General features: G+C 43.6%; 23 protein-coding genes. 11 read left to right on the forward strand and 12 right to left on the reverse strand.

Annotated elements, in window-relative coordinates; genetic code table 11:
- The first annotated feature begins 103 nt into the window (after positions 1 to 103).
- Both H589_RS0104680 and flgM read left to right on the forward strand, forming a co-directional pair.
- Complete coding sequence (locus tag H589_RS0104680) at positions 104 to 520, forward strand: DVU0524 family FlgM-associated protein (protein WP_027720959.1); 417 nt, start codon at positions 104 to 106, stop codon at positions 518 to 520.
- 96 nt (positions 521 to 616) lie between these two features.
- Positions 617 to 916, forward strand: coding sequence for a flagellar biosynthesis anti-sigma factor FlgM (gene flgM / locus H589_RS0104685; RefSeq protein WP_027720960.1), 300 nt, complete (start codon positions 617 to 619; stop codon positions 914 to 916).
- 93 nt (positions 917 to 1,009) lie between these two features.
- Here the strand turns inward: flgM and fliW are convergent, their stop codons facing one another.
- The 12 genes from fliW to H589_RS0104745 all read right to left on the reverse strand — a co-directional run bounded on the left by fliW (position 1,010) and on the right by H589_RS0104745 (position 11,974).
- On the reverse strand, positions 1,010 to 1,462 hold the full coding sequence (gene fliW / locus H589_RS0104690; protein WP_027720961.1) for a flagellar assembly protein FliW: 453 nt from the start codon (positions 1,460 to 1,462) through the stop codon (positions 1,010 to 1,012).
- Entirely contained in the window at positions 1,438 to 1,677 is a 240-nt protein-coding gene (gene csrA / locus H589_RS0104695; protein ID WP_027720962.1) for a carbon storage regulator CsrA, read from the reverse strand. The genes fliW and csrA overlap by 25 nt, the downstream gene beginning before the upstream one ends.
- Before the next feature lie 143 nt (positions 1,678 to 1,820).
- Positions 1,821 to 3,377, reverse strand: a complete 1,557-nt coding sequence (flgL, locus tag H589_RS0104700; protein WP_027720963.1) for a flagellar hook-associated protein FlgL — start codon at positions 3,375 to 3,377, stop codon at positions 1,821 to 1,823.
- Positions 3,378 to 3,415: 38 nt separating this feature from the next.
- A complete protein-coding gene (gene flgK, locus H589_RS0104705) occupies positions 3,416 to 5,551 on the reverse strand; it encodes a flagellar hook-associated protein FlgK (RefSeq protein ID WP_027720964.1) in 2,136 nt (711 codons plus the stop codon).
- Positions 5,551 to 6,030 (reverse strand): flagellar export chaperone FlgN, encoded by a 480-nt coding sequence (gene flgN / locus H589_RS0104710; RefSeq protein ID WP_027720965.1) that lies wholly within the window; start codon positions 6,028 to 6,030, stop codon positions 5,551 to 5,553. The genes flgK and flgN overlap by 1 nt, the downstream gene beginning before the upstream one ends.
- A 77-nt stretch (positions 6,031 to 6,107) precedes the next feature.
- A complete protein-coding gene (locus H589_RS0104715) occupies positions 6,108 to 6,851 on the reverse strand; it encodes a rod-binding protein (protein ID WP_027720966.1) in 744 nt (247 codons plus the stop codon).
- A gap of 1 nt (position 6,852) precedes the next feature.
- Positions 6,853 to 7,986 (reverse strand): flagellar basal body P-ring protein FlgI, encoded by a 1,134-nt coding sequence (locus H589_RS0104720; protein ID WP_156891654.1) that lies wholly within the window; start codon positions 7,984 to 7,986, stop codon positions 6,853 to 6,855.
- Positions 7,987 to 8,054: 68 nt separating this feature from the next.
- Positions 8,055 to 8,753, reverse strand: a complete 699-nt coding sequence (locus H589_RS0104725) for a flagellar basal body L-ring protein FlgH (protein WP_027720968.1) — start codon at positions 8,751 to 8,753, stop codon at positions 8,055 to 8,057.
- A gap of 22 nt (positions 8,754 to 8,775) precedes the next feature.
- Entirely contained in the window at positions 8,776 to 9,780 is a 1,005-nt protein-coding gene (gene flgA / locus H589_RS0104730; protein WP_027720969.1) for a flagellar basal body P-ring formation chaperone FlgA, read from the reverse strand.
- Positions 9,781 to 9,898: 118 nt separating this feature from the next.
- A complete protein-coding gene (gene flgG, locus H589_RS0104735; protein ID WP_027720970.1) occupies positions 9,899 to 10,681 on the reverse strand; it encodes a flagellar basal-body rod protein FlgG in 783 nt (260 codons plus the stop codon).
- A gap of 18 nt (positions 10,682 to 10,699) precedes the next feature.
- Positions 10,700 to 11,467, reverse strand: a complete 768-nt coding sequence (flgF, locus tag H589_RS0104740) for a flagellar basal-body rod protein FlgF (protein ID WP_027720971.1) — start codon at positions 11,465 to 11,467, stop codon at positions 10,700 to 10,702.
- A 234-nt stretch (positions 11,468 to 11,701) separates the two neighbouring features.
- Positions 11,702 to 11,974: a hypothetical protein gene (locus tag H589_RS0104745; RefSeq protein WP_027720972.1), complete on the reverse strand. Its 273-nt coding sequence runs from the start codon at positions 11,972 to 11,974 to the stop codon at positions 11,702 to 11,704.
- Positions 11,975 to 12,436: 462 nt separating this feature from the next.
- Between H589_RS0104745 and H589_RS0104750 the strand changes: the two genes are divergently transcribed.
- The 9 genes from H589_RS0104750 (at position 12,437) to rpsO (ending at position 20,642) form a co-directional block, all read left to right on the forward strand.
- Complete coding sequence (locus H589_RS0104750) at positions 12,437 to 12,904, forward strand: ribosome maturation factor RimP (RefSeq protein WP_027720973.1); 468 nt, start codon at positions 12,437 to 12,439, stop codon at positions 12,902 to 12,904.
- Positions 12,905 to 12,977: 73 nt separating this feature from the next.
- Complete coding sequence (gene nusA / locus H589_RS0104755; protein WP_027720974.1) at positions 12,978 to 14,381, forward strand: transcription termination factor NusA; 1,404 nt, start codon at positions 12,978 to 12,980, stop codon at positions 14,379 to 14,381.
- A 12-nt stretch (positions 14,382 to 14,393) separates the two neighbouring features.
- Entirely contained in the window at positions 14,394 to 14,633 is a 240-nt protein-coding gene (locus H589_RS0104760) for a YlxR family protein (RefSeq protein WP_027720975.1), read from the forward strand.
- A gap of 6 nt (positions 14,634 to 14,639) precedes the next feature.
- Positions 14,640 to 17,537 (forward strand): translation initiation factor IF-2, encoded by a 2,898-nt coding sequence (gene infB / locus H589_RS0104765; protein WP_027720976.1) that lies wholly within the window; start codon positions 14,640 to 14,642, stop codon positions 17,535 to 17,537.
- Between the two features lie 54 nt (positions 17,538 to 17,591).
- Positions 17,592 to 17,879, forward strand: coding sequence for a DUF503 domain-containing protein (locus H589_RS0104770; protein ID WP_027720977.1), 288 nt, complete (start codon positions 17,592 to 17,594; stop codon positions 17,877 to 17,879).
- 40 nt (positions 17,880 to 17,919) lie between these two features.
- Positions 17,920 to 18,273, forward strand: coding sequence for a 30S ribosome-binding factor RbfA (rbfA, locus tag H589_RS0104775; RefSeq protein WP_027720978.1), 354 nt, complete (start codon positions 17,920 to 17,922; stop codon positions 18,271 to 18,273).
- The gene (locus H589_RS0104780; protein ID WP_027720979.1) at positions 18,236 to 19,201 is read left to right on the forward strand and encodes a DHH family phosphoesterase; all 966 of its coding nucleotides are present in this window, start codon (positions 18,236 to 18,238) and stop codon (positions 19,199 to 19,201) included. Before rbfA ends, H589_RS0104780 begins: the two co-directional genes overlap by 38 nt.
- Positions 19,202 to 19,368: 167 nt before the next feature.
- Positions 19,369 to 20,304, forward strand: a complete 936-nt coding sequence (gene truB, locus H589_RS0104785) for a tRNA pseudouridine(55) synthase TruB (protein WP_027720980.1) — start codon at positions 19,369 to 19,371, stop codon at positions 20,302 to 20,304.
- 68 nt (positions 20,305 to 20,372) lie between these two features.
- Positions 20,373 to 20,642 (forward strand): 30S ribosomal protein S15, encoded by a 270-nt coding sequence (rpsO, locus tag H589_RS0104790; protein ID WP_027720981.1) that lies wholly within the window; start codon positions 20,373 to 20,375, stop codon positions 20,640 to 20,642.
- The last annotated feature ends 114 nt before the right edge of the window (positions 20,643 to 20,756 follow it).

A 20,756-nucleotide genomic window follows, 5' to 3' on the forward strand; every position in this document is an offset into this window, starting at 1 on the left:
ACATGCTGAAAATATAAGAATTAAAAAAACATCTTTTTCTATGTTTTGCCATAAAGAATATATTGTATTGTGCCGATAAAGGTAATGAGGAGGATTTTGTACTGTGGCTCACAACCCTGCTGAAATAAGAAATATGCTGCGAACATACGGAAAGCAGCTAACCAGCGCCAAGCGACTGGCCAGATTCAGACGAGCTCTGAACAGGTCTGAATCGCCTGACGTGGTTACTATTTCGCGTGAAGCCAGAAGACGTGAGCTGATTGAAAAGATTTCACGAGAAATTATTGAAAATCTTATTATCGCGGGTAATGAAAATCCGGTAGTGTCCGATATATTAGAACAGATGGAACTTGATTTCGGAGAGAGATTTCTTTTCGAATACCCTCTTGATGGAAGCGATGTTCAGGTTTTAAAAGAGACCCCTGAAGGAGTTATTGACCTTCCGCCAACTGAAAAGGCGCAGGTAATGAACAGACTTTGGGAGATCACTCTGGACAAGGTTGATCGGACCATGCTCTGATGAATTCAGATTTAATGACTGGATTAAGGCATAAGATTTTAAAACAACCGTACAACCTCAAACACTATTGTCAACTTGGTAACCCCGGAGGGGATTATGAAAATTAACCAATATAACCCTACACCTCTCAAGGCTTACTCTGAAAACAGGGTAAAGGACGCTGCGGCAAAAACACAGCCACAGAGTCAAAGTTCAGCTGCTTCACGCGATGTAGTCAACGTGTCATCACAAGCCAGGCTCATAGGCACAGCGCGCCAGACGGCAACAGAAAGCCCCGATGTCAGAGAGCAAAAAGTGAAAGACCTGAGAGAACAGGTGCGTTCAGGAACGTACAAACCGGATATCCGCAAGACAGCTATGAACCTTGTGCGTGATGAAGTAGACTTTCTACGTTAAAAAAAACGGTGAAACCCCAAAAAGGTTCCACCGGCAAAATTTATAACGATATAAGTATAAAATACTTTTCACTTTAGACCCCGGCAACGACCTCTACGAGGATTCATCGTTGGCCGGGCGAAAGTGTGACGGATACTTGGAATCAACCTGCGGGATCTGCATCCCCCGTTTGGCTGCAGTATTGATTACAATCGGCCCGCCAAGGTTGAGTGTAGTTTCGTCAGGTCTACCCGGAGGTATAGTCACAGTAACAAGCACTGCGATCTGCCCAATATTCTCCACTCGTAAAATTCTCTTTTCAGCCTCACTCAAACGGACTTCATAATCATCCATAAAGCTGTAAGGGTCCGCAACGACAAGACCAAGTGTTGGGTCTTCAACACTTTGCAGAAGCAGAAAAGGAGATGTTTCACTTATCTGGATGAGAGCAAAATCTCTTTTGTCGTCAAAGCCGATAAGCCCGCGGGAAAAATAGACGATCCCTTCATCAGTGATCTCTCTTTCCCCTATCCTGGTTCTGATTATTTTTTTTCTTTCTTTTGCCATAATTCGGTCGCAGCAAGAAGGTCCTGCTGTCTGTTTTCAAGCGCCAAACGGTTCTGTTCTTTAATCTTGAGGTAGACTTCTTCCCTGTAAACAGTGGTCTCAGTAGGTATTTCAAGGCCCAGTTTAACCTGTCTGCCTTGCACACTCAGTACTGTGATTTTTATATTGTCATCCAGGTATAGAGCTTCCCCCGGTCTCCGGGTCAGAATAAGCATATCTTCTTGTGTGTAATAATCCTGTTGGATTGTTTAGCTTCACTTGAAAATACCCGCCACTATGATGAATATTTTCAGCTCTGGGAATGTCTTAGCGCATGAAAGCCCAAACGGGCAAGCATTACTGTATATTTTAAACTTTACTATACGTAATTCAAAATATTCATCTTCATAATCATAGAAGAACTTTTAAGAACAGCCTCATATACTATCTGCTGCTGTGAAAGTTTAGTCATGAGTTCACCTACATCAACATCTTCAATATGTGATATACGATCACCTTCATTCAGTTCTAAACTTGAAAGGACATTGTCTGCAACAGACAGTCTATTTTCTCTACCCCCAACATCTGCAGTCTTTGTAAGCACATGAGTCTGGGAAAGCTTCAGACTGTCAATGCACTCCTGAACACCGCTCTGGTTATTCGTCTCCAAAAAACCAACCAGATTGCCCATAGTTTCAAATAAATTCTGAGTCGCTTTTGCGTTACTTCCCATCAGCAGACTATTATTATTAAAGACTGCGCTTGCACCTGAACTTCCCGGAGCCTGATAAACGCCCCCGAAAATATCCTTACCTACATCATTGACTCGCACATACTCATTTTCCTGAATCTGAAAATTAATTGCGGCAGAATCAGGTCGTACTATAAATTGAGATCCCGCAGCCAGTGCATTAGCTCCACCATTGGAATGAATTGTCAGGGTTCCACCGGGGATGGTAAGCACTGCATTTGAAGTAACTCCATCTGCACTTTTTACATTACCACCAGTCCATGTAACGCCACCGTCAAAGCTATACGAGTAACTGATATTTGACTGAAGAGTTGTTGCAGAATCGATCCTTACAGTCACATCACTTGTAAAAACACCCTCAGCTTTAGTCAATCCTCCACCAAGATTCGTGTTCATTCCTGTTACATTAATGGCGTCCTGATCATCACCCATGTATTGTGCAGTAGGCCTTACCCACATCCATGTTCCGGTAGAATCGTTAGTATCCGTTGCTGAGTTTGCAGTAACAGGGGTTCCGTTTTCAAGCTCCATCGTTACGCCATCAAAATCAAGTGTAGTACTTCCTGAAGCCAAAGTCTTGGTGGTAAAAGTTTTACCTCCATCTTTGGAGTAACGATAGTCCAGATCTACAGCTCCGACATTTCCGGAATCCAAAAACTGAACAACTATGGTTTTATCAGCACTACCAGTAATGTTGAAATTTCTTGATGAAACATTCGGATCATTTGTGGTCATCCACAATTTTTCTTCAAAAGCGTTTTGGTCAACTTTATGCCCAGCATAAATACTCTTGCCTTCATACTCTGTGTTGGCAAGAGATACAAGTTGCTGAAAAAGCTGACGCGCTTCGTAACTGATTTGTTCCCGGTTCTCAGCAGTCACTGTACCGGTTGCAGCCTGCTCCGCCAATTCCTTAGCTCTGGTAACAATAGTTGAAACCTGAGTCAGAGTTGTATCCGAAAGATTCAGCCAGCCCTTAGCCGTATCAATATTATTACGATACTGCTTAACAGTTGCCAGGGTTTCACGGTGATCAAGAATACGAGCCATGCCCACAGGGTCGTCAGAAGGTTTGTTCACCTTCTTTTGAGTCTGTGCCTGAATATTAGTGTCCACCAGATCAGTAAGCGATCTGTTCATGTTTGACACATAGGTGTTGAAAAGCATTTGCTGTGATACTCTCATAACCCTCTCCCTTAGCCTTCTTTCATCAAAAAGATACCTTAGTTCTTCAGTCCAAGAAGAACTTGAAGCATTTGGTCGGCAGTTGTGATCAATTTTGCTGCTGCTGTGTATGAGTGCTGATATTTTATCAAATTACTCATTTCCTCATCAATATTGACACCTGAAACAGCTTGCTGTTTCTCATTTAAATCTGATGCCAGTGTGTTTTGAAAATTATAATTAAACTTAGCTGTCCCGGTATCGGCTCCGACGGCTGCAACTGTAGAATCATAATACTCGATCAAGGTCTGCGAGGTAGTACCATCAGAAGCAGTTGTAATACTGATATCCTTCTGCCCCATTTCTTTAATACTCAGAGCACTGGTATTATCACCGGAGTTAGCCTCCCCGGCTCCATTAACATGACCGGCATTTACAAAATCAACATCTCCGTTAACCGAACCATTAATTTCAATATCTGAAGTTTGTGAACCACTGAAATATGTATTCAGACCAAGTGCGGCATAAAGACCGGAAGTATCTGTCCCCATCTGAAATTCATAACCGCTTTTTGCTGTGATCTGCAATTTATGGTTCACAATAGAAGCATCTACATAAGTTCCGAATGAATCATCGATAGCCTGAGCAACATCCTCCAGAGAATGTTGTGCTGGGTCAAAGTTCTCAATACCAGGAGGATTAATAGAACTAAAATCGATTGGACCGAAAGAAGCCGCAGATGCGAGTGCCCCGGTTGTTGAATTATAAAAATACATCATGGAGTTCCCGGCTTGAAGCTTATCTGCAAAAGGAAGCCCTGAAGCACCGCTACCAAGTGCGGTCCCATCAGACGTTACCGCAGAAGTCCCTTCCATGTATGTATGAGCTTTGAGGCCTGCTCCCTGAGAATGAATTCTATTAGTCTGCCATATTAATTCTTTCGTCATAGCATCCATGCGTTCCTTATAACGGCCCACATTGTTATCACGAAAGGAAAAAAGGCCAGTCAGAGTTCCACCTGTCAGTCTACGGGTGTTATCCTGCCCTGCAAAATTTATTTGAGGAGTAATATTTTCTTTAGTTGAAGTATTTTGCACCCAGTAAAGAGCACTTTTAGGTGTGATATTAAATTTATCACCAACAGTGAAAGCCTGGGTAGGAGCTGTACCGGAACTGGATTCTGTTCCGAACCAAATCTTCAGATCATTAACCTGAATAGCACCATCTTCGGGGCGAGCAGAAAAAAGCTTGGTAGAACCGTCGTCGTTCTTAAGCCAGGTAGTTCCACCGTCAAGAGACACCCTGAACTGAGCTGCACCGGCACCGGATGTAACTGTTCCCGGGGTTGCAACTTCGACAGTATATTCAAACTCGCTGGACCCATCAAAATAAACCTGCCCGTCAAAATTTGATCCTGGAGTCAAGTTATTCTGACTCTGCGGGCCATCATATGAAAGGCTGAAATGCTTTGATCCATCAACCAGAGTCTGTCCAGCTGAGGTTGTAATAGTCATATCACCACGGCCGTTATCAATAACGTTAGTATCCATGATTTTAGACAGATCACGAATCAGTGTAGCTCTTTCATCATAAAGCGAGTTGGTATTGTTCTGGCCGTCAATCTGCTCCACATTGATCTGAGTATTAATATCAGCAATGCGGCTCATTATATCATTTGCCTGTTCAACATCCTGTTTAATATAATCTTCAACCTGCTGCTGGTAACGAACAAGATCATTCTGCATACTGTGCAGAGAATTAACCATATTTCTTGTATCATTTAAAAGCTGCTGACGTGAAGCTGCATCATTAGGACGCTGACTCAGGTCCTGCCAGTCATTGAAAAATGTAGTCAGGCTGGAGTTGATTCCGTATCCCTTTGACTCGTTGAACAGGCTCTCAACACTGCTCAAAGTATTATAAAGAGAATCCCAGCGCTCACGGCTGGATGCCTTATCATTGTAACTGTTCTCAACAAACTGATCAAAATTACGGTAAACTTCAGCTGCACGGACTCCAGTACCTATCTGGCCTGGTTTCCAGTTAATGCTGATCCCCTCTTCAAGACGGACATTACGACGAGAATAACCTGGGGTATTAACATTCGAAATGTTACCACCGGTTACCTGAATGGCCGACTGAGAAGCAAAAAGAGCTCCTGTTCCGAGATTTAAGAGGGAATTAACACCAGGCATTACAGTCTCCCGTTAATTAAAGTAGCTTCAGGAGTTGATGAAGCATACCGACCTCGTGCCGAATATACATTACGATCTTTCGGCGTTATCTGGCGATGCAGAAAATCCAGCATGGAAGAAGATTGTTCGAGCAAAGCATGTGCAAGCTGATGGTTTTTGGTTGCCTGCACTCCACACTTCTGCTCATTCTCGTCAATTTTAGCCAAAGTCTTTTCGATGACAACTCGGTGTTCGTCAGCAATAGCAGGAAGTATTTCGCTAATCCTCTGGGCTGAAGAGTCAAACTTTTGAACGAACGATCTCAGTGAAAAGCGTTCCGCTGATATCTGGCGCATAAGCTCCTGAATAACCAGCTCAACTCTGGTAACACCATGAGGATCCTTGTTCATGAGAAGGGAAAATTCTTCTTGAAGGAGCATAGAAAGCAACAAGACCGCCTTTGACTGCCTGTCAAGATTTTCCTGTATAAGCTTAATCATTTCTATCTCCTCCATTCGTTAACAGCATATTTTATTGAACTTTTATAATTTTTAAAGATTTCTTAATAATACTTTAGCTACAACCCTGCAAGTTTCTTGCCAATTTCTTCAGCTGTAACACCTTGTGTGTAAACCTTTTTGTCATGCTCCATTTCGATCTTACGAGCCAGAACTTCGATCTGGGCCAAAGCATCTGTACGACTCATAGGTTTTGCAGCTTTTTGACTTTTACTTGCGACAGTCGTGACTTGATCATTATCGCGCATAGCTTTTCGCTCTACGCGCTGTTCAAAAGTAAAATCTTCATCTTCAAGAGAGATTCCCGGCTTAGGTATGGGGATACCGGGAAGACCATTATCACTGACCACATTTTTATTTATGCTTTTCTTTCCGGAACGGGTTCCCTTACGGTCCACTTCATCAAGAGTTTTCAATGCAGTTGAATTCCCAGTACCGGGCAACGTTTCCTTACTGGCGTTATCCAGCTTAGAGCGAAGCTGCTGATAAAGCATATCACTAAGCCCGATACCGCCGCCTTCAGCCAGCTTCTCAGAAAAATCTTTATCAAACATCGCTGTATACTGCTGTTCATACTGACCGGTCAGATACCCAGACTTAGGAACATTCTTACGCATCTGCTGCCAGATCTTACCCATGAAAACAGCCTCAAATTTTGTGCAGGCATCACGAAGCTTAGCATCTGGTTCCTTACCACCAGCCAATCTATCGTTTAAGGAATTGAGCTTAGTCTTGAATCCTTCCAGTTGCTTACTTTCAACAGTAGCTGTGGTTACAGCTGTATTCATTGCGGATTCTATCATTTTAGATAACCTCCAATTCTGCGTGCAATGCTCCGGCAACCTTCATAGTTCTCAGAATTGAGATCAGATCGCGAGGTGTTGCGCCAATGGAATTTAGACCGTCAACCAGTTCCTGCAAAGTAGCCCCTTCAACAAGCATCAACCTATTATTGTCCTCTTGAACATTAAGGTCTGTTTCAGGTGTGGAGACCGTTTCTGCCCCCTCAGGAGCAAAAGGACCGGGCTGACTTACATCTGCCCCTTCAGCCACAACAACCTGCAGATTACCATGAGCAATAGCGACTTTGGTCAGACGGACGTTACGTCCAAGGACAACGGTTCCTGTCTTTTCATCCACAACAACCTTAGCCTTGACGTCGGGTGAAATTTCAAGATCTTCAAGCGCCGCCATCAGCGGGACCATGTTACCTACAAACTGTTCTGGAATTGCAATATCAATTGTTGAAGCGTCTACTGCATTGGCAAAAGAACCACCGACAACTCCGTTAATTCTTTTAACCACCTGCATGGCAGTTCCAAAATCAGACATACTCATATTAATTGTAATCTTTCTCTGCCTGTTAAATTCAAAAGGCACTGACCTTTCAATAGTTGCACCAGAAGGAATGCGGGCAACAGTAACAACGTTCTTAGAAGCAGAAGCAGCCTCACCTGATGTAGAAAAACCACCGACAGTAAGAGCTCCCTGCGCCAAAGCATAAACATTACCGTCTATACCTTTAAGAGGTGTTAAAAGAAGCACTCCGCCGAAAAGAGATTTTGAATCACCTATAGATGAAATAGTTACATCCAATGGAGAACCGGGTCTGGCGGAAACAGGCATTTTTGCAGTGACCATAACAGCGGCGACGTTCTTAGGCTTGATAGAAGAACGGTCAACCTGCACACCCATTTTTTCAAGCATGTTGATCATAGAGGTAATTGTGAATGCAGAGTTAGTTCCGTCACCGGTTCCTGACAAACCGACAACCAGACCGTATCCGACTAGATCGTTGTCACGCACCCCGCTAAAAGAAGAGATATCTTTCAGCCTGACAGCCTCAGCTGGCTGTGCATGCATTAGTACGATGAACAGAAGCAATACGACTGCCGCAAGCCCTGCTGTATAACTGTTCATCCTGTTAGCGATTTCCATCATTTCCTCCGTTAATCAACTATGACTCTTTTACAAAAACTTGCAGATACCTGATCATTAAAACTGAGCTAGAAAGGCCATACATTGTCGATAATTCTGGATAACCATCCTGGCCTCTGCTTATCGGCAAGAATACCGCGTCCGTAGACTTCTATATGAGCATCAGCCAGATAACTGGACTGAACAGTGTTACTGGGTCCGATATCACGCTGCCTAAGCAACCCGCGAACGACAAGAACCTGCGTTTCATCATTTATGCGGACCTGCCTAGCGCCTTCAATCTGCATTACATTACCGGGGAGTATTCTAACTATGCGACACGCAACTGAAGCAGAAAGATTTGACTCATTTTTGGCTTCGCCCGTGCTCTTAAACTTGTTTGACATGGAAGAGCTAAGCAAAGGATCTGTGCCGGCACTACCCTTGAGATTAAAAGGATCGACTGCACCAAGCGCTCCGCCGTAAAAATTTGTTACACTTAGCCCTGTTGTATTTTCTTTCTCAGCCTTTGAATTGGATGTATGTTTGCCTGAACTGTTTTCAGTAACAGAGACAACTACAATATCACCTATTCGGCGCGCGCGGTTGTCATCAAAAAGATATTCAGAATCAGTTGAGCCGAATAGCGACCCAGGGTTATTCATCGGCTCAGGCTTATACTGTGCAGGCGGAGTCATCACCGGCATTGGTGTCGGAGCCTTCTTGGCAGGAGAACACCCCGCGCATATGGCTGAAACAAGCAAAACTGCCAGTAGTGATTTTTTCATTTTTTTATTCCTCCGCTTATACTTACTTGACCTGAACGGTCTGTGCATTAATAACTGTTCCAACGATCTTTCTCTTACTTTGCAAATTGCGTACCGTAATATTCTGACCGACCCCACCATCTTCCAAAGACTCAACAGGAACAGTCAGTTTCAAGTGCTTACTTTTAAAAACAAGAGTGACCTTGTCACCACGCGAGATTACAGGTGCAGGCTCAATAGAAGTATTCATGATTGGCTGCCCTGTTCCAATAGGGATTTTAATCCGCCAGGGACCACCCTTTCCATCCCACACACGATCACCAAGGTGTGCCATATTCTTACTCTTCCAGGTAATAAGATCGGGAGTTAACAGCTCTTTGCGGTTCAGCGGGCGAACAGGACAGGGAACAGGTTTCCAAACATCAACAAAGACAGAACCGGACAACTGCCTGAGCACCTGTCCGTCAATACTAACCACTTCCATTCTAAAACTATTTGAACCGGGAGTCAGAGCTCGGGGGATCTTTACTCTGAGTCCGTCCATTGAATCCTTAAAAAAAAGATGCTCAGGCAACCTGAAATCTCTAAATTTGTAATCTCCACCACCTAGCTTGGCTTGAGGCGTCAAGACTTTGACCACTGCTCTTTTAAGATCTTCCTCAGACATCACTCTTCCACCGGACTGCATACTCAAGGAAGATGGAATTATACAATTGGAAACAAGATCACCAAGATAATGCTTGAGAGCAACACGTAATTTTTTGCGATTAACCCTAACAGGTTTGCGACCTACAGAAGGAGCATTCCATAATTCTACACCAGACAATTTCGCTTTAGTCTGAGCTGGGAGTTCACCATAAAACTCAGCTATATCCCCCAGAGTCACTCTGGGAGTATTTACAACTGCGGCAGACTTGATTTTAATTCGCCAAGATGTATCCTGTTTGGATGCAGCGACTGGAGATGCCCATAAAACAACGACAAAAGCTGCAACCAGAAACAGAACCTTAATTTTGCGATTTTCATTCATAAATACTGCCTTAGTCATAACAAACCATCCTGTCTTAAAACGATGGAGCTGAATAATATTCCAACTCAGCTACCTAAATTACGATTCACAAACACTAAGAATTAAATCATTCGCTAAGTACTAACCACTTAGCTTATTATCTCTTAACATTAATTGCTGTCTGCAACATGGAGTCAGAAGTGGTGATAGCCTTTGAATTAGTCTCATAAGCTCTCTGTCCGACAATAAGTCCTACCATCTCGTCGACAAGCTCTACGTTTGAGCCTTCCAAATAACCCTGTGCGAGAGTTCCGAAGCGATCATCACCGGGAGTTCCCTCAACAGGAGCACCGGAAGCTTCAGTTTCAACATAAAGATTCTTACCGACCGCATTAAGGCCGGGTTCATTGATAAAGTCATAAATAGGCACATCAACTGCTGCCAGCTCGATACCGTTTTTATCCAGAGCAGCGAAGTGACCATCTTCGGAAACTACAACGTTCACAGCTTCGGGTGGAACAATAAACTCAGGCTGAAGGGCGTAACCATTGGAGGTGACTACACGTCCTTCGTTATCAAGTTTAAACGCACCGGCGCGTGTATATGCTTCCTCACCATTACGGTCGACCCGGAAGAATCCCTGACCTTCAATAGCAAGATCAAGAGGGTTACCGGTACTTTCAAAAGAACCCTGACTAAAAAATTTATGAATACTGACTTCCTTAACCCCCATACCTACTTGCATACCGGTAGGAAGCTTATTTCCACCTTCTGTGGCAGAGCCGGCAATTTTCATGGTCTGATACATAAGGTCCTCAAATTCTACTCTGCTTTTTTTGAACCCCTGAGTGTTCACGTTAGCAAGGTTATTCGAAAGAACATTAATGTGTGTCTGCTGAGCAACCATACCAGTTGCTGCTGTCCAAAGTGAGCGCATCATAACTTTATCCCCCTATAATTAAGTTACCTTGCCGACCTGCTGAATGACTTTCTGGTCCAGCGTGTCGGTGGTGGTAATCATTTTCTGATACATTTCGAAGCTGCGCTGACATTCGATCATCGCAACCATTTCATTGACGACTTCAACATTAGATTTTTCAATATAGCCCTGAACAAGCTCACCCTCTGCAGGAACTTCTTCCCCGCCATCAATAGTATAAAGGTTCTCACCTTCCTTTTTGAGGGATCGGGCATCAGCAGGCTGTACAAAATCAAGCTGAGCTATCTGCTGCCCGTCGGCAGTAATGACACCTTCAGCATCAATAACTATATTTGAACGAGGCGGCACAGAAACCTCACCACCATTAGCCATCACGGGATACCCTTGCTCGGTAATGATCACACCTTCAGGAGAAAGAGAAAAAACACCGCTTCGTGTTAAAAACTCACCACCGTCTTTTTGAACTTTTAAAAAACCGTCACCCCGTATAGCAACATCAAGCGGGTTGCCAGTTTTTTGAAAAGCTCCTTGCGACATATCGATGACTTCCTCAGAAAGTCTGGGGCGGGCCATAATTTTTGGGGCAGGAAACATATCCTTGTCCCTTATAAAAGGTTTGGCATCCACCACATAATCATGAGCAAACCTCTGAAAGGTATCCTGAAACGCACAATTATCGCGTTTAAAGCCTGTAGTATTGACGTTGGCCAAATTATTGGCGCTTATATCAATCCTATGCTCGTTGGACATCGCCCCGAATAAAGCACTAAAAACACTTGATTGCATGTCTATTTCTCCTGAAAAAGATGTTCACAACATCTGGGTCTACCCTCTCTTTGCAAACTGCAGGCCAAGTTCCACATCAAAATAACTCTCGAATTAGTCCTGATTTTCTAATCCTAAAAACCCAAGCATCTACAAAACAAGTTAATAGATTTTAATACTTGAATTAATTTTCCATAAAAAAATCCCGGCTCAGCACTGCTGAACCGGGATTAAATAGACTATGAAAAATATTTATCAGATCGTATGAAAAACAATTCCTCCTACTCTGATTTCTGGAACTATACCCTGTGTTACATTAGGAGCAATATAACTCTGAGTTGCATCTGTCACTTCAAATGCGGTTGTAGCCTCAACGCTTCTTGTGCCCTGTGTTGCTGGATAAATTTCAACATGCCCAGCAGGACCTGGCACAGTACTACCTGAAGGACCAGCTGAAAAAGTCGCAGCAGGAGCGGCTTGAACATGCCCTGCAGGGCCGGCAACTATATTATCAGTCAAAACAGGCATTGATTTACCCCTATATTAAATTTACTTCTTACACTTAATAATAACAACTACTGAAAACATGTCAAATTTACTTTTACAATTTTTGAAAGTCAAATAAGAGTTTGCACTAGAGTTATTACATATGATAAATGTTACATGATATATAAAATATATAAAACGACAGCATAAGGTGGACACTCCACTACACAGTAATTAAAATATTGTATAAAGACTTGACATTAAGCCTTGCTACGCCTAAGTTGCTGTCCTCGGTGCGGATGTACCTCAGCGTTCCTGAAAGAATCGCAGAAATCTTCAAGTGGTATGTATATTTACTGAAATTCATTTCATGCAAACCTCTTTCATCCACATCAGGCCTCAATTTGTAACCTTTTGTTGGGTTGTAAGATGCTGAGGTGGGCCTTTTTCAGGTCCACTTTTTTTATTTTGTTCGCCTAAGCGATAAGAACACGGGATTAACACGTGGAACAAGGCTCACTTGCCATAAAAATCAGCGAGTTCGTGGAACCTTCTATTGAATCCATGGGACTCATGCTCTGGGGTGTTGAAGTAACTTCAGCCAATCGCCCTGCTGTAATTATTTATATTGATAGTGCTGACGGCGTCAGTATTGACCAGTGTGCTGCTGTCAGCAGAGATGTTGGACTCATGCTCGAAGTAGAAGAAATTATCGATAGTGCATATATTTTAGAAGTGTCGTCCCCAGGACTTGAAAGAAAATTTTTCAAGCCGGAACAACTCTCCGGCTATATAGGTAGAAAGCTGGATGTAGCCCTTATAGTTCCCATTGATGGCCGCAAGAAATTTAAAGGTTTTCTTGAAGGTACAGATGAGGAAGGACTCCAGCTTAAGCTTGAAGATCAGGAAGATCCCTTCAAATTTGAATGGGATAGAATTAAAAAAGTAAAACTCATTCACGAGTTTAAATAAATTAATAGGCAGTCATTCGGCTTGCCGACACAGATTGTGTGTCATGTAAATTGTGCCGAATCGGAGGAGAGATATGGGTTCTGAACTCAAAAAAGCGATTGACCAGATCAGCAAAGACCGTGGGATTGATAGAGATCTTCTCATTGATACTCTAGAAGAAGCGGTGCGTTCTTCTGTGGCTCGTAAATACGGTGATGCCATGGATATTGAGGTCAACTTCAACGAAGATGCTGGTGAAATCGAAGTTTACCAATTCAAGGTTGTTGCTGCTGAAGTAGAAGACGAGATCAGCGAAATAACTCTCGAAGAAGCACAAGCACATGATCCCAATGTCCAGATTGACGATGAAATGGGTTTCAAAGTCAACATTGAAGATCTCGGACGTATTGCAGCACAATCCGCCAAACAGGTTATTATCCAGCGTATGCGCGATGCTGAGCAGGAAATCATCTTTGATGAATACAAAACACGCATGCACGAAATTGTGAGCGGTATTATTCAAAGACGTGACCGTTCCGGATGGATTATAAACCTTGGCCGCACAGAAGCTGTTCTGCCTAAAAATGAACAAATCCCTCGTGAAAGATACAAACGTGGTGACCGTGTTCAAGCATTCATCATTGACGTTCTCAAAGAAGCACGTGGCCCCCAGGTCACCGTTTCCCGCTCACATCCAGACTACATGACAGCTCTCTTTAAAAGAGAAGTTCCTGAAGTGGACGATGCAACTGTAAAAATTATGGGCGTTGCCCGTGATCCAGGCCTTCGTGCCAAAGTTGCTGTAAACTCCACAGACCGTGATGTCGATCCAGTCGGAGCATGTGTAGGTATTCGTGGTTCTAGAATCCAAAACATTGTTCAAGAACTTCGTGGAGAGCGTATCGATATAGTTGTTTGGAGTCAGGACATAGCCATGTACGCTCAGAATGCTCTTTCTCCAGCAGTAATTACTAGAATTGCTGTTGATGAAGACGAAAAAACTCTTGAAGTAGTTGTTCCTGATGACCAGCTTACAGTCGCTATCGGCCGTAAAGGTCAGAACGTAAAACTGGCTTCACGTCTTCTCGGCTGGAAAATTGATGTTTTCACTGAAAGCCGCTACGGAGAAATGAATGCAGCAAGTAAAGGTATGGACCAGCTTGCAAGTGTTGCTGAAATTCCACTGGACAATTTTCTCTCTGCCGGTTTTGAAACTGTCAATCAGGTTGCAGGGGCTTCTGAAGAGATTCTCCTTACTATTTCCGGCATGACTCCTTCTAAAGTATCCGATATGAAAGCAGCAATTAAACTGCTCGGAATTGGTGACATAGAAGAAGAATTTGAAACTTATCAAGAAGAAGCAGAAGAAACTGTTGAAACTGAAGATTCTGTTAAATCAGAAGAAACAGACGATGCAGATGAAGCTGCCGAGGAAGTAACTGCCGAAATGGCAGATGAAGAAAGCGAATCCGGAGAAGATGATCCGGAAGAGAAATAAAGGTAGTTGTATTTGACCGGAAAAGAAAGCAGCAAGCAACACATACCCGAAAGGTCGTGTGTGATTTGCAGGCAGCGTTTTGCCAAGAAAGAACTGTTCAGGTTCGTTAGCGGCAAGGGGGCTTCCGATAACGAACTTATTCCGGACGATAAAAAGGTAATGCAAGGCCGTGGATATTATGTCTGCGGCAACGAAACATGCCTTGAAAGATTTAAATTTTTTCGGCCACGGAAGAAGAAATTCAGGGGGTAGTATTATATGGCTTCAAAAATCAAAGTGAAGGAATTGGCCACCGAGTTAGGGGTCAATCCTAAAGACATACTTCAAAAACTTCGGGAACAGGGAGTGCAGGCTAAAAGCACTGTTGCCGGTATTAGCGAAGAGCATGCTGCGACTATTCGCAAAGAACTTTCAGGTGCTTCAAGTGACGTTGTCAGACGTGAAGTACAGCCTGGTGTGATCGTACGGCGTCGTAAAAGCGTAAAGGCCAAAGATCAGGAAAATCAGCCTGAATCTAAAGATTCTACACCAGAAACAAAGGAAAACAAAGAAGAAGCTCCACAAAAAGCAACTCCAGCTGCGGAGAAAGTGGAAGCTCAGGACGAAAAAGCACCAGCAAAGAAAAAGAAAACAAAGAAAAAAGCTCCGGTAAAAAGTGATAAACCTCTTGTTAAGGTAATTAAACCGGAAGAACTGAATAAAAAGACAGTAGAAGAAGCCCCCGTAAAAGAAGACACAGCAGCGGCTCCCAAAGCGGAAACACCCCCTTCTGCCGAGCCAGTTGAAAAGAAAGCTCCCGCGGATGAAACCCCTGCTGCTCCCCCGGCGGAAGAAAAAAGCGTTAAAGAGCCAAAACGTAAGACTGAAGAAAAAGACGTAAAAACCAAAGATACAGAAGTTAAAAAGAAAAAGCGCAAAAAGAAAAAAGAAATTGAAGCGCCTAAAGTTAAAATTATTTCTAGACCGGATCCAAACTTAGAAGCAGCACAACGTGCAGCTGAAGGTCCTGGCAAAAGACGTGCACCGGAACGTCCTGGTCCAAGACCAGGTGGTGGACGTCCTGGCGGTCCCGGCGGTAGACCTGGCGGCGGACGCCCAGGCGGTCCCGGCGGAAGACCTGGCGGCGGACGTCCCGGAGGTAGACCTGGCGGACCTGCTGGAGCAGGCAGACCTGATGCTGCTGGCGGAAGACCTATTCCAGGTACTCCGGATCCTAGCAATGATCAAAGCAAGAAAAAGAAATTTAAAAAAGACAGACGTGTTGTAGAGTTTGGTAAAGATTACAAAAAAAGTGATCAGGAAAAAGAACTCGAAAGCAAGTTTCGTAAGAAAAAAGGCAAGAAAGGCAGAGGTCGTCCTGAGCCGCAGCCAGTACAGCAGAAACCGCTTAAGGCTGCTAAACGTAAAATTAAGTTCAATGAAGCCATCAGACTTTCTGACATGGCTCACCAGATGGGACTTAAAGCTCAAGAACTTATTAAGGCTCTTTTCGGCCTTGGAGTCATGGCGACCATCAACCAGTCACTTGACCTTGATACAGCAACTTTACTCGCAGCTGAATTTGAATATGAAGTAGAGAACGTTTCCTACTCGGAAGCAGATCTTCTTGTACCTGTAAGTGAAGCTGACGAAGAAAAACACCTCAAAAAACGTCCTCCCATTGTTACAATTATGGGACACGTTGACCATGGTAAAACATCACTGCTTGATGCAATCCGTCACAGTACCGTTACCGATGGTGAGGCAGGCGGTATCACCCAGCACATTGGTGCATACCATGTTACTACTGACCGTGGTGAAATCGTATTTCTTGATACTCCAGGTCATGAAGCATTTACTACAATGCGTATGCGTGGAGCTCAGGTAACAGATATTGTTATTCTGGTTGTAGCGGCTGATGATGGTGTCATGGATCAAACCCGTGAAGCAATCAGTCACTCTAAAGCAGCTGGCGTCCCCATTGTTGTTGCAGTTAACAAAATGGATAAAGAAGGCGCTAACCCTGAAAGAGTTCAGCGCGAACTCGCAGACTACGATCTTGTTCCTGAAGACTGGGGTGGAGACACAATGTTTGTTCCTGTCTCCGCAAAGCAGAGAACAGGACTTGATGAACTGCTTGAAGTAGTCCAGTTACAGGCTGAAGTTCTTGAACTTAAAGCCAACCCGGACAAATCAGCACGCGGTAATATTGTCGAAGCTAAGCTTGATAAAGGTCGCGGACCTGTCGGAACCGTCCTTATTCAGGAAGGTACCATCAATCAAGGCGATCCATTCGTTTGTGGTCTCTACCACGGACGAGTCAGAGCTATGTTTGATGACCGCGGTAAAAAGATTAAAACAGCCGGCCCAGCTTTCCCTGTTGAAATTCAGGGATTTGATGGAATACCTGAAGCAGGTGATGAGTTTATCTGCGTAGCTGATGATAAGATTGCACGCCGTATTGCTCAGGAACGTAAGCTGAAACATCGTGAACGTGAGCTGGCAGGTAAATCCAAGGTTACCCTTGAATCCTTCCTTGCTTCTAAACCGAATCAGGAAGTTCAGACTCTTAACGTTGTGCTTAAAGCTGACGTACAGGGTTCACTTGAAGCGATCGGTGAAGCTCTTGCCAAACTGGCAACAGAAGAGATTAAGGTTGATGTTATCCACGGAGGAGCAGGAGCAATCACAGAATCAGATATTCTGCTCGCATCTGCATCGCAGGCAATCATTATCGGTTTTAACGTAAGACCTACTGTTAAAATTAAAGAAGTTGCTGAACGTGAAGAAGTAGAAATCCGCTTCTACGATATCATCTACAAGCTTGTTAATGAAATTAAGGATGCAATGGGCGGTATGCTCTCCCCGGATATTAAGGAGAACTACCTTGGACAGGCTGAAGTTCGCCAGACATTCTCTGTTCCAAAAGTCGGAACAATTGCAGGTTGTATGGTTGTAGACGGAAAGCTGACCAGACATGCCAAAGTCAGACTGCTGCGTGACGGTGTCGTTATCTACACAGGAAACTTGAGCTCGCTTAAACGTTTCAAAGATGACGCCAAAGAAGTTGCCAAGAGCTACGAATGCGGTGTCGGACTTGAAAGATATAATGACCTCAAAGAAGGTGACTTTATTGAAGCCTTTGAAGAAGTCGAAATTGCAAGAACTCTCGAATAATAATTAAATAATCAGGGGTGGATTTATTTCCACCCCTGTTTTAAATTTTTAAAAATGATAATAGGCGTACTGTCACTCGAATTCAGATTACATGGCAACAGATCACTTAAAGATAAACGGAAAATATCACTCAGCCTGAAGCAGAAGCTTCGAAACAAATTCAACCTCTCAGTATCTGAGGTTGAAGCTATGGACTCACATGAAAGGCTGGTTCTTGCCGCAGTGACAGTTGCAAATGAAACTCGTAAGGTTGAAAGCAGATTATCAAAAGCTCTGGCGATGATTGAAGCTATCTCCCCAGCTGAATTAGTTAACTGCGAAACCGAAATTTTCAGTTCCTGATCATTACTGGTCAGGAAAGTTTTTTTAGAGGTATAAAAAAATGAAGACATCCACATCACGCCGCTCTGTAAAAATGGGCGACCAGATCATGCGCGAAATTGCCACAATGCTCATAGAAGAGATTGCGGACCCACGTCTTGAAATGGTTACCATCAGCGGAGTCAGGATGAATAAAGACAACCAAATTGCTGAAGTGCTCTTTACCATGTCTGGTGATAAAGAAAAAATAAATGCAGCAATTTCAGGACTTGAAAAAGCTAAAGGGTTCATTCGCAGCAAGCTCAGCAAACGCATTCGTACCCGCCAGATTCCCGAACTTAGATTTACCCACGATAATTTTCTTGAGGAGATGGTATATGGAAACTCAGTTGAAAGAAATATGCCGGATTCTTAAGGAAGAAAACGACTTTCTGATTGCATCTCATTTTAATCCCGATGGGGATGCACTAGGTTCAACGGCTGCACTTGGCTTCATAATGGAAGCTTTGGGAAAACGCTACCGCCTATATAACCAGTCCGGTAAACCTAAATCTATGGACTGGTTTGAAACCCCATCTCCTATATTGACTGAAATCCCGAAAGGGTTTGATGGATGGTACATTATTCTTGATTGCGGAGATGCCCCGCGCATGGGCGAAACGCTCATGAATGCCATGGACCCCGAAAAATCAATTAATATTGACCATCATATGGGCAATTCTAATTTTGCTGCAGTCAACTGGGTTGATATTAACCGCCCTGCTGTTGGCGAGATGATTAGCCTTATAGCTCGCGAGCTAGGAATTTCACTTTCTGGTAAACTAGGTGAGTCCATCTATCTGTCCATAGCAACAGATACCGGCTTTTTCACTTATGGAAACACCAAGCCTGAGACACTAGAAATTATTGCTGATATACTTAGACATGGTTTGCAGCTCAGCGAATACGTTCCTAAAATACGCAACCAATGGACTATGACTCGCATTGATCTTTGGACACTGGCGTTAAGCAAAGTTGAATTGCATCATGACGGACAGACAGCCATGGTTTTTATCTCACAGGAAATGCTGGACGAAACAAAAGCATCCGGCCCTGACTGTGAAGGTCTTGTCAGCTTCATATTGCGAATTCGTGGTGTCCGTATAGCTATACTCATCCGAGAAGACAGCCCGCTCAGATATAAATTCAGTTTACGCTCACAGAGTAAAGACAATGTACAGACAATAGCTTCTCTCTTTGGCGGAGGTGGTCATAAAAACGCCAGCGGCGGGCTTATTGAAAACAACCCTGAAACCGTACGTGAAAGATTAATTGAAGCCATTGGTGAGCAGTTAAAGAAATAACACTCCAAAAGACACAATAATTTTTTATATATTTACTGCGGTTCATACATATTTCAATATACTACTGCATCTACCTGATATTTATGCAAACAGACCAGACTCTAGATTGGTTAAAAAATAATGCATATTTTTAATGTGGTTAGCGCAGCCTATAAAAGGAATTTTAAGTGGGAAGAAAGCCTCGTACAAGCCCTTTTCAAAAGCATGGCGTACTGGTTCTGAATAAGCCTTCAGGACCAACATCAACTGATTGTCTGAATTCTATCAAGCGCGAATTTAAACAATATAAAATTGGACATGCAGGAACACTTGATCCTCTTGCTGAGGGAGTTCTGCTTGTCATGCTGGGTCAGGCAACAAAACTAGGGCCTTATTTAACAGGACATGATAAAGTATACACCGGAAGCCTGAGTATAGGTAGAAGTACAGATACTTACGACATTCAAGGCACAGAAACTTTCACCGGCGACATTTCTGAAATTACAGAAAAAATGGTGGAAAGTGAAATTTTTGCATGGAATGACTTGACTAGTCAGGAGGTTCCCGCATATTCCGCAGCTAAGCACAAGGGCAAACCCCTCTATGAGCTGGCTCGAAAAGGCGAGGAAACCCCCGTCAAAATCAAGAGCATTGAAATTTTTGACGCTGAACCGCTGGAAGTGAGTCTGCCAATGGCCCGTTTCCGAGTTGGGTGCTCAGCCGGCACCTACATACGCTCCCTGGTCCACAGCTTGGGGTCGCGACTCGGATGTGGCGCAGTAATGGAATCACTTAGACGTGAAGAAAGTCGGCCTTACCGACTTAGTGAAGCACATAAACTCGACGAAGTTTTAGCCGATTCTGATGGATTTGAGGCTCGTGTCATTCCAATTGCGGATGCACTTCCTCACTGGCATAGGTTTACTGTTTCAGAAAGCCTTGCTGCAAATATTAAGAACGGTGCTCGAATCAAAGTTGAGGATGTATGTCCTGATCAAAAGGACATTATCGAAGGTGAAAGGGCTATGATCCTTGAAACTGACGGTACTGCACTTGCCCTTATGGAGACTAAGTCATTTGACGAGAGGCTCTTCTGGGTTATTCTTCGCGGCTTGTGGGGATGATTCCCTGCGGGAACATCAGTTCCAGCACAAACATACACTCACGCATCGACGTGAAGGAGGATAGCGCTGTGGTTATGACTGCTGAAGATAAGGCAAAAGTTATTGAAGAGTACTCGACCAAACCCGGTGACACCGGCTCCCCTGAAGTACAGGTAGCACTTCTTACTGCAAGAATCACTTACCTGACTGACCACTTCAAAAGCCACAAAAAGGATTTTCACTCCCGCACAGGCCTGCTTAAAATGGTCGGCCAGCGCAGAAATATCCTGAAGTACCTGAAGTCTAAAGACATTCAGCGTTACCGTGATCTTATTGCAAGACTTGGTCTCCGCAAATAAGCAGTTTTTCAGGGGGAGGTTTTACCTCCCCCTTTTTTTGATTTTTTATACTCTTGTATTTCCATATGACTTTACATCATATTGATGGTAGTTGATTTTAGTTGAATAACTAAA

The organism is Maridesulfovibrio zosterae DSM 11974 (assembly GCF_000425265.1).
Classification (GTDB): Bacteria; Desulfobacterota; Desulfovibrionia; order Desulfovibrionales; family Desulfovibrionaceae; genus Maridesulfovibrio; species Maridesulfovibrio zosterae.